At 66.7% G+C, this 9,796-nt stretch carries 6 protein-coding genes and 1 pseudogene; 1 reads left to right on the plus strand and 6 read right to left on the minus strand.

Annotated elements, in window-relative coordinates; translation table 11 throughout:
* The coding region (locus ACFR9S_RS01025) for a phosphoribosylamine--glycine ligase (protein ID WP_379817787.1) at nt 1-943 on the plus strand (943 nt) is incomplete at its 5' end.
* A gap of 24 nt (nt 944-967) precedes the next feature.
* On the opposite strand, the gene ACFR9S_RS01030 is transcribed toward ACFR9S_RS01025, so the two are convergent.
* The 6 genes and pseudogenes from ACFR9S_RS01030 to ACFR9S_RS01055 all read right to left on the minus strand — a co-directional run.
* On the minus strand, nt 968-1,147 hold the full coding sequence (locus tag ACFR9S_RS01030; protein WP_053948400.1) for a DUF7836 family putative zinc-binding protein: 180 nt from the start codon (nt 1,145-1,147) through the stop codon (nt 968-970).
* Between the two features lie 55 nt (nt 1,148-1,202).
* Entirely contained in the window at nt 1,203-1,814 is a 612-nt protein-coding gene (locus ACFR9S_RS01035; protein WP_379730980.1) for a DUF6517 family protein, read from the minus strand.
* A gap of 59 nt (nt 1,815-1,873) precedes the next feature.
* Nucleotides 1,874-2,461 carry a DUF2391 domain-containing protein gene (locus tag ACFR9S_RS01040; RefSeq protein WP_379730979.1) on the minus strand — a complete coding sequence of 196 codons (588 nt, stop codon included), beginning with the start codon at nt 2,459-2,461 and terminating at the stop codon, nt 1,874-1,876.
* A gap of 123 nt (nt 2,462-2,584) precedes the next feature.
* Entirely contained in the window at nt 2,585-3,955 is a 1,371-nt protein-coding gene (locus ACFR9S_RS01045) for a hypothetical protein (protein WP_379730978.1), read from the minus strand.
* A gap of 17 nt (nt 3,956-3,972) precedes the next feature.
* Nucleotides 3,973-7,509 (minus strand): tubulin-like doman-containing protein, encoded by a 3,537-nt coding sequence (locus ACFR9S_RS01050; protein ID WP_379730977.1) that lies wholly within the window; start codon nt 7,507-7,509, stop codon nt 3,973-3,975.
* Nucleotides 7,510-7,662: 153 nt separating this feature from the next.
* Nucleotides 7,663-9,796, minus strand: a pseudogene (locus ACFR9S_RS01055) (hypothetical protein); the annotation flags it as partial.

A 9,796-nucleotide genomic window follows, 5' to 3' on the forward strand; every position in this document is an offset into this window, starting at 1 on the left:
GTTCGAGACGTTCGACGACGCCGAGGCGGCCGCGGCGTACGTCGAGGGCGTCAAGGGCGACGTGGCGGTCAAGCCGACGGGGCTGACCGGCGGGAAGGGAGTCCGGGTCACCGGCGATCAGGTGAGCCACGCCGAAGCCGCCGAGTACGTTCGCGGCAGCGACCACGACGAGTGGGTGATCGAGGAGCGCCTCGTCGGCGAGGAGTTCACCGTGCAGGCGTTCGTCCACGACGGGGAGATGCGCCTGACGCCGGCCGTGCAGGACCATAAGCGCGCCTACGAGGGCGACGAGGGGCCGAACACCGGCGGCATGGGGAGCTACAGCGACGCTAGGGCGACGCTCCCCTTTATGACGCCACAGGAGTACTACAGCGCCGCGAACGTACTGGAGACCACCGTCGACGCGCTCCCCGAGTACACGGGCGTGCTGTACGGCCAGTTCATGCTGACCGCCGAGGGACCGAAGGTGGTGGAGTTCAACGCCCGCTTCGGCGACCCCGAGGCGATGAACGTCCTGCCAGTGATGGAGACGCCGCTGCTGGAGATCGTGACGGCCGCCCGCGAGGGCGAGTCGCTCCCGGAGCCGGCGTTCGCGAACCGCGCGACGGTCTGTAAGTACGCTGTCCCGGCGGGCTACCCGACCGACCCCGACGCCGGAAGCGAGATCGAGGTCGACGAGTCCACCGTCGCGGCCGCCGCCGAGGCACACGGCGGCGACGCGCTGCTGTTCTACGCCTCCGTCGACGACCGGGAGGACGGCCTGTTTACCACGACCTCGCGGTCGTTCGCGGTCGTGGGCGTCGCCGACGACATCTCGACCGCCGAGGCCATCGCCGCCGACGCGCTGGAGGCGGCGGGCGACGGGCTCCGCGTCCGCGAGGACGTGGGGACCGAAGAACTGGTCCAGTCGCGGATCGACCACATGACGTCGATCCGCGACTGAGAACGGGCGTCGTCTGTCGTCGCGTTACTCGAACTGCTGGACGACTTCGAGGTCGCGGTCGGTCCGCATGAACTGTGCGAGTCGCCGGGTGGCGTGGCAGTCCGGACAGCTGAGGTTCTGGTCGGACTCGGGGAGGTCCGTCGGGTTCGACTCCCACTCCTTGGTACACTCCGGACACAGTAGGCGGACGAACGCTTCGACCATGCCCCGAACTGGGACCCGATGGCCGATAAAGCTTGTCGCCCCTCCGACCGTCGGCTCAGGCGGGGTGGCTCAGGTTCGACATTAGCTGACGGATGTTCGGTCCCTCCTCGTCCTCCCGTTCCTGTGGGAAGATCCCCATCGGGACGACCACGTCGCTCTCGTGGTTGAAGTTCGCGAGGAGGAGGAACACCGGCACCTCGTTGCCGTCGACGGTCACCGTCCCGGAGAACTTCGTCACCGTCCGGGCGCCGCCGAGCATCTCCACTTCCTCCTCGGACTCCCGGCTCACGTCCCCCATGTCGTCGAACCGCTGCTGGAAGCGCTGGACGAGCTCCCCGGCGTCGATGTTCGCGATCGGGTTGAACGACTGCCCGGCGACGTCGACCTGCGGCGATGTGAACACCGCGAACACGCCGACGTCGGAGCTTCCCAGCGGGCCGAGGTCGATCTGCTTTCGGTACTCGGTCACCGTGTTCGTTATCTCGACCTCCTGCCCCGCGAACGTCCGGGTCATCGACGGCTGTCGCTGCCCGGTCCGTTCGTACCCGGTGTCCCCGGTGTCGGTGGTGGCGTACTCGGCGGTGAAGCTCGTCGAGCCGCTACAGCCCGCAAGCCCCGCGATCCCCGCTACTGTCAACGCACCGACTTTTCTGCGTGATAGCTCCATACAGTCCCGTTCCCGGGGATGTGTATAAGCTTCGTGGCCGGCCCGGGTCGGCGCCGGACTCAGCTTCCGGGGAGGATGTCCCCGAGGGCGCCGCCGATCGCCATCCCGACGAAACAGACCGCCGTCTGACAGACCGCGATCCAGGGCTCGGCCCAGTCGACGCGGCCCCAGGCGGTCATCATGAACAGCGACGTGAGTGCGGCGATGGTGAGCAGCCCCACGGGTCGACGTGGGAGGATCCCCAGGATCGGGTCGACGACGCGCACGTCCTGAATCTCGGCCACGTACAGCAGCCCGTTGACGATGCTGACGCCGAACAGCAGCGTCGCGAGGAAGTAGATCGGGTGGGTCGCGAGGTAGACGCCCGCCTCCAGTGTCCCACCCTCGATCACCATCGGGATTCCGAACACGACGCTGCCGACCAGCGCCTCGGCGGCGTCGTGGCGGTCGAACCCCTTGATCACCCGGCCGAAGACGGGCGTGTCCTCGTCGATCCGTCTGGCCATCCGGATACTCTCGCGCACCCGTGACTTGGTCTCCTGGTCCTCGTCGGCGAGTTCGAGTTCGAGCGCCTCGAGCTCGTCGAGCAGGTCGTCGACGTCCGTCTCCTCCTCTTCGGGGTCCTCGGCGGCCATCCGACTCAGCACCCCCGCTCCTCGTCTTGGTTCGGGACCCCCAGTCGAGGCCCGGTCGCGTTGCTCGTCATACACGACTGAGCGACGGCGCCGAAGGTAAGCGTTTGGCTGCCGGACGAGGTGAGACGCGCGGCCTCAGAGCGTCTCGATGAGCACGTCGAACCCCTCGTCGCCGCCGTCGAAGCGGTTCGTGGGGACGATCGCGTACCGCTCCCCGACGCCGTCGGCGTCGATCCCGAGACGATCGGCGACCTCCGACGGGAAGACGCCGTCCGTGAGCGAAATCCCCTCGTCGAAGGCGTCGGCCGGCTCGCGGGCCTCGCTCGTCGCGATCACGACATCGGTGCTCGGGTCGTCGCCGTACAGTTCGGTCAACAGCCCGTACAGGTCAGCTTCCTCGGGCGTGTCGTCCTTCCCCGGCGTCCGCGTCAGGAGCAGCACCGTGTCGGCGTGGTCGAGCCGATTGAGGACGGTCCCCTCCTGATAGGCCATCGCGTCGCGGACGACGGCGGGCAGGATCAGCACGAGGTGGTGGCGGACCCAGCGAAGCAGTTGCTTCACGCGCGCGCCGCCGCCGTTGCGCTCACGCAGTCGGTTCTCCAGTCGGTTCCGGTTCACGTCGCGAGTGCTGAACCCCTCGGTCGTGACTTTCGCGGTCCGTTCGGTCACGTCGCCCGCGAGGAACCCGAACGACACGGGTGCGCCGAACCCGTCCGGGAGCGCGCTCTCGTCGGCGGCGGTCACCGCCTGCCGGAGCAGGTGGTTCCCCTCGATCGGGAACCCCTCGCGCTCGCTTTCGGCGTGGGCGAACAGCCCGCCGAGGACGTACGGCTCGGCGCGCCGGTCGTTCTCCGCCGTGATCGTGACGACCGACTTCTGGTACTCGTAGGTCATGAACACCGACAGCGCGAACACGGCGACCCCGCCCGCCAGTAGCGTCACGAGCGTGTCGACGATCGACGTGGCGTACTGGACGTACTGCAGGGCGGCCAGCAGCACCAGCACCGACACCGTGTAGAAGAACGCCCGGCTCGCCGTGGGGAACTGGATCCACTGGAGGCGCTCCCGGATCGAGAGCTGGTTCGGGACTTTCACGCCGTAGATCTGTGACGTGACGCCCCCGGAGAGGAGTCCGACCACGAGCGCGGCGGCGAACGTGACGGACTCCCGCTGGATCGCACCAAGCACCCGCCCGAGGTCACCGAGCGTCGGGAGGAGCGCGACCACCGCGACGAGCAACACGAGCGCCGCCTGAACCCGTTTGGTACCGTCGACCAGGAACAGCGCGAACCAGCCGGCCAACAGGCCGCCGAGGACGACGACCGGGAAGTCGAGCGTCACGCCGCCGACGCCCGCGATGGCGCCGGAGAGCGACCGCAGGAGGCCGCCGTTGGCCCAGACGGTCGACGCCGCCCCGGCCACCGTCGGGATGGTGAGGGCGAGGCTGACGAACGCGACTACGACGACGGCGATCTCTTTTCGGTTTCCGTCGGAAAGAAGATCCATTGAGAGGTCGGGGAGAGTTAGTTCTGCTCGGCCTCGACGTCCATCCCGTTGAAACGACCGGTGTCGAACATACCGTTGAGTATCTCGGTCACTTCCTCGATGGAGTCGTCGTTCATGTGGGTGATGAGCTCCTTATCCCGGTCGAGGGGGCGGAGTTCGTCCCGGAAGACGTAGGCACCGTACTTCGTGTCGTCTTCGAACTCCCGCGTCCACTCGTGTAGCGTCGGCCAGTACTGCCACTTCCCGTCGATGCCGACCGTGTGGTGGGTCGGGATGAACTTGATATCCTGACTGACGGTTTCGTACGTGCGCTGGTAGCCGTCCCGGTCGGTGAGAACGCTCAGATTGTCGAGCGTGAGCCCGGCGATGAACGTGACCATCGAGATCTCGTCGGGACCGCCGATATCGTGCTGCTCTTCGGCGTAGGTGTTCTCGTTGATCGTCAGCTTCAGCCCGTCACCCCTGGAGCCACCATCCCCGAGCTTGTCCCTGATTCTCGGGTGCTTGGAGTCCTTCGATGGGGAGCTCACGTCGCCGACGTCCTCGAGTGCCCGCGACATGAACACCGGGATGTACCGGAGCCCCTCGTACTCCGGGGCGCTGGATTGGTCGTTAAGCGCCCGCGGCGAGAGGTTGTTGATCGGCGCACGACCGTACCTGTTGTTGTACATGTCCTCCAGGGAGTTGGCGAAGAAGCTGAAGATCTCGTCCTCGTGGTTCTCGAGAACCGCGGACTCTTCGATACTCCGCGGCGAACTGATGAGGTCCTCCGGGTTCGTCTCCCCGCGGCGGAGGTACGGGTGATCGCCGTCGTTGGGGACCGACGGCTGGATATCGAACCCGTAGATCCCCTCGTACCGCTGTGCGAAGTCCCGTCCGTACGTCTCCCCGTCCTCCTCGGGTGGCGTAACCTCGGGGACCGAGAGGTCGTCCTCGACTTCCTTGTACGAACCGGAGATCGCTCGGAGCCGGTTGAGCGCCTCGATGGTCCCGTCGTCCTCGACGATGTCGTTGCCGCCGTAGCTCTGGAGCTCCTTCCGCACTCGCTCGACTTCGCTGTCGAAGGGGTCGACGTAGCGTTCGTACAGCTCGTGGGAGACGGTTCCGCCGTCGGTCCCACTGACCTCGACCGGCATCACCTCGTTCAACATCGTGCTGGCCATCACTGCGTCGCTCGTTTCGAGATCGCGTTCGAGCTGGTCACGCAGTGCCGACGGCTCCCGGTCCATGGGGACCGTCATGTCGACGGCCGGATCGTCGACCGTCAAGTCCTCCGGGCCGAACGTGATCAGCGTTCCGCCCTCGGTGAACTGCTCGTCGAAGGCCTCGACGATCCGATCCAGCGCTGTCCGCTTGGAGCGGTCGATCTCGGACTCCCGCTGGATGGTCGAGCGATTGAAGACGCAGTTGAACGGGTCACGAACGTCGCCACCGTTTCGCTGGGGGTTGACCGTGAACCAGTCCCCGAGGTTCTGGAGCTCCCGGTACTTGTTGCTGAACTCCGCGGACTTGTCGGGGCGCCCGGGGAGGATCCCGGAGTTGTGTTCGAGCACCGCGGTCTTCATATCGGCAATGAGGCCCAGCGCCTCCTCGATCCCGTCGCCGTCGATGCGTTCGGCGTCCACGGCGTCCAGCTTCTGGTTGAGGGTCTCGAAGGAGTTGAACCCCAGACTGCCGCGCATTCCCTCCTCGGTTACGGCGTCGTTGATCGTGCTGATCCGGTTCTCGATCGCGGACTCGAGATCGTCGATCAGGGACACGATGTCGTCCCGGTGTTCGTTCACCGATCCGACGTGGGCAGCGTCGTTCTGGACGTCCTGCCTCCAGCTCTGGATGTGGCTGTCGACCTTCTCGCCGACGTGATCGCGGAGGCTGGTGATCTCCTGGTGCTCTTTCACCAGCTGATCCTTCGCGGTGCGGATCTGATCCAGCGTCTCCGAGAACGTCGGGTTCTGGATGTCGCGGTACGCCCTCCGCTCGTCGGAGCTGAGGACGATATCCTGCAGGATGTCTCGGACCGTCCGCGCCTGCATATCGTTCAGCGCGTGGGAGTCGTCGAGGTTCTCCTGCGTGATCGCCGCGATCTTCTGCCAGAGTTCGTACCGGGTCTGGATGTTGTCGATCTCCTGCCCGACGACCGAGGCGAGCATGTACCCCAACTCGCCCTCGTTGTCGATCGTGGTCGGGTCGATGAGTGCCCGCTCCGTCGCACGATCGATGAAGCGCCTGGACACCTCCGGCTCCGGGTCGTCGTCGGGGACGTCCACTCGGAGGGCGTTCTCCGGCTCCTCGTAGTCGTCGACGATATCCGCCCCTTCTTGGACGGGTAGCTCTTCACGGATCGCCTGTCGTGCCTCCTCGAGCCCGGCGACGCGGAGCCCGTCGTCGGTGAGGAGTTCGTCCCGGACACGCTCGTACCGGTTCCGGAGCTCCATCGCCTGTTCCTTCACCGGCTCGGTCGAGATCTCGGTCCCGACCTCCTCGAGCGCCGACGAGAAGTTCTCCTCGAGGTACTCTTCGACGGCCTCGTAGAGGTACTTCTCGTCGGTGAGCTCCGCACGCTTCGCCGAGAGGGTCTCCTCGATCTCCTCCCGAGCGCTCTCGCGCTGGTCGACCTCGTACTCCATCGTGTAGGGAACGGCCATCGAGAACCCCGCGAACTCCGGGGGACCGTTCTGGTTCGAGGGGTCCAGAGACGTGAAGAGGTTCCCACCGATCATCCCGTTCTGGTGGGCGAGAATGCTCCGGACGGCGGCCATCTCGAAGTCGTCGTCGTTCACGCTCCCCACGTACGGGATGAGGGTCACCGTGCGGAACGGCGTCTCGTCGTTGAGCCAGAGGTACTCGAGTTCGGAGAGGGCAGCGAACGCGTTGGTCTTCTCCTCTTTCTTCTCGCCCTTAGAGGGGATTACCGCGAAGAGGTCGATCGTTCGGGCATCGAGATCCTGTGCGAGATCGATGAAGACACCGGACCCAGTCCCGCCGGAGAGAGTGGTCACCATCGCCGTACTGCCCGGGTTGTTCGGAACCACCGACTCGCCGTGCTCCTCGTTGATGTGGTACATCGCCTTGCTGACGGCTCGCCGGCGATACACACCCCCATCGAAACCCTGCCGCTCGACGTGCGACAGCGGGTTCTTCCCCTCTTCGAGCCACCAGTTGTTCATCTGCCGGCGGTTGAGCAGATCTCTGACCGTCCCCGGAGTCGCGATATTCCCGGTCTGGTCGTCGTTCCGCTTGAGCCAGCTGTTGGGGATCGATTCGACGAGGTTCCGCTGTTCGATACCGACGTTGTTCAACTCCTCGTTCAGCCCCCGCTCATCGAGGAGGGATTTGATCTTCTCGTCGATCGGACCGTACCGCTCGTCGTGCCAGTTGTCGCTTACCGCGGTGTCGACCGTGTACGCTTCGAGGTTACCCGGCTCGTCGCGTTCGTAATTCTCGGTGTCCAGGACGTCTTCGAGAATCCAGTCCTGTTCCATGAACTTGTAGACGATCCTACTTCCTCCCCCTCCCACGCCAATCAGCGTGTCGGGCGTTTCACAGCGACCCATTATAGTGAATCGATTGAAGTTATCTCCACATAAATCTGTGTGGTCACTACGCCGGCGACGATTCTATCGTATGTCGGATCACGTGGCAGCTATGTTACCCCGTCCCGGTCGTGAGACCCACGGCAGGCGGGCAGCAATCGGAGTGTTCGCCCCCTACCGCCCGTTGATCGTCCCCTCCCGAACGGTCGAGGACGGGACCGTCCACACGGCGCCGTCGGCGACGACGTAGAGCCTGTCGGCGCCGGCGGCCAGCCCGTCGACCGACGGCCACGGGAGGTCGATCCGGGAACTCCCGTTCAGTTCGAGGTCGGCCCGAACGAGATCACCCTCGGAAACGAAGTAGACGCTGTCCTCGGTCACGACCGGCGGCGTGGAGACGGTCGCCTCCAAGCTGTTGACGCCGAGCGTCCCGGCCTCCCGGGTGTGGATGATGGATCGCCCGGCGAGCACGATCGTACTGTCGTTCGCCGAGAGCCACCGGAACCCGCTTCGGGCGGTGTTCATCCGTTCCTCCCAGCCGCGCTCCCAGCCCGACCACACCCTTCCTGACTCGCTCGCGACGTACGGCGTCCCGCCGACGACGACGGAGCCGACGAGCGGCCCTTCGGGAGCCGGGAAGTCGTTGATACGGCCGTTCGAGAGGTTGATACGCCGACTCTCCCTGTCCTCGAAACAGAGCGTCACCGACTCGCCGGCGACCATCGGCGAGACGGAGAACTGCCCGGACAGCTCCTGTCGTACCTGCAGGTCCGAGGTGAGGACGCGGCTCTTCTCCGGGCCGGAGACGTACAGCCACCGGTTTGCGGAGAAGTGGGTCGGCTGGTACCGGAACGACTCGACGGTGGGCGAGTCGTCCCCGAGCGCCGCGACGGTCCCCGACGAGTCCACGACGTAGACGGTGTCGTCCCCGCGGACGATCGGCTCCGCGAACGGGCTGGTGAACGGGACCGTGTTGTCACGCTCCCCGTCGTGGGTCAGGCGCGTGAGGTGTGCCTGCGTCTGCCCGTGCCGGACGGTCTCGGCGTGGTGCTCCGGGAGCCAGCTTCGGTCGATCGGGACCGAGCGGTCGTGGAGGCCGGCGTCGCCGGCGACGAACACCTGCTCGTCGGTGACCACCGGCGCCGCCGTCACCGGGAACTCGTCGAAGAACTGTTCGAACGGTCCCCGTGTCGTCGTTTCGTCCACGCCGGTCCCGGTCGGCTTCGGGCCGCCGCGTCGGGCGACCCCGCGGTCCTCCCGATCTCCCTCGGTCGACGCTCCCGGCTCGTCGGGTGAGCTCTCGCCGATCGGTGGGGACCCCCCCTCGTCGGCCACAGTCGGTTCCGGATCAGTCGTGTCGTGTCGCTCCTGCTCGTCGGACTCCGTCGACGCCGAGTCGAACAGGTGGCCCGTCTCGTCGGCCTCGGGTTCGTCGTCCGCCGTCTCGACCCCTCGCTCGGCGCCGAACGCGTCGTCCGTGGGGGTGCCCTCGCCCGCCTCAGGCTCCGGACTCGGCTCCTCGTCTCCGTCGCTCCGGCCGCCGGTATCTGCGACCCCGCCCCCGTCACTGGTGTCCGTGATTCCCACCTCGTCGCCGGTTGGATCGGCCCGACCCGCCGTCTCCCCCGCGCCACCATCGTCGTGTTCCGGGTCTTCGACCGGGAACGACCCCTCGTCGGCCGGCGGCTCGGAACCTCCCTCGTCGTCACGGTCCTGTTCGGCGGGATCGGAGACCGGATTCGGGTCGTCGGCGGCCGCGACTCCGATCGAATCGTCGTTTCCGTCGCCCTTCTCGGCCGGCCGAACGCCGAGGTCGTCGTCGCCAGCGTCCGCGTCGTCTGCCTCTTCCGGCTCCCGGTCATCCGGCTCCCGGTCCGACGATCCCCCGGAGAGGAGCTTTCCGAAGCCGGCGCCGATCGCTCGGACCGCGATGCCGGCCCTCACGACCAGCGTGATCGCGGCGATAGCGAACAGGGCCGTCGTCACGATCCCCGTCGGGAGCGCGCCGAGGAGTAGCCACGCCGCCGCGACGAGCAGGACTGCCGGCACGAGAGAGCCGAGCACGCCGACGAGCCGGCGAACGGCGCTCCGCCGGGTCGCCTGTATCGGCTGTGTTTCGAGCGCCGACTTCGCCGTCCGATACGGATCGGCGTCCCGCTCAAGCGCGTGCTGTTCGAGGATGGTGGCGGCGGTCTCCAGCCGCTCGCGCTGTGCCGGTTCGAGCTCTTCCCGGCCGCCCAGAACGGCGTCGAGACCGACCCCAGCGCCGAGCAGCCGGCGCACGCGCGGCACGGAGACGGCGGCGACG

The organism is Halolamina salina (assembly GCF_042678005.1).
In the GTDB taxonomy this organism is placed as follows: Archaea; Halobacteriota; Halobacteria; order Halobacteriales; family Haloferacaceae; genus Halolamina; species Halolamina salina.

Excerpts from the sequence above, each read along its gene's own strand:
- ACFR9S_RS01030 (WP_053948400.1), bottom strand. The coding sequence starts at position 1,147 with ATGGTCGAAGCGTTCGTCCGCCTACTGTGTCCGGAGTGTACCAAGGAG.
- ACFR9S_RS01035 (WP_379730980.1), bottom strand. The coding sequence starts at position 1,814 with ATGGAGCTATCACGCAGAAAAGTCGGTGCGTTGACAGTAGCGGGGATC.
- ACFR9S_RS01045 (WP_379730978.1), bottom strand. The coding sequence starts at position 3,955 with ATGGATCTTCTTTCCGACGGAAACCGAAAAGAGATCGCCGTCGTCGTA.
- ACFR9S_RS01050 (WP_379730977.1), bottom strand. The coding sequence starts at position 7,509 with ATGGGTCGCTGTGAAACGCCCGACACGCTGATTGGCGTGGGAGGGGGA.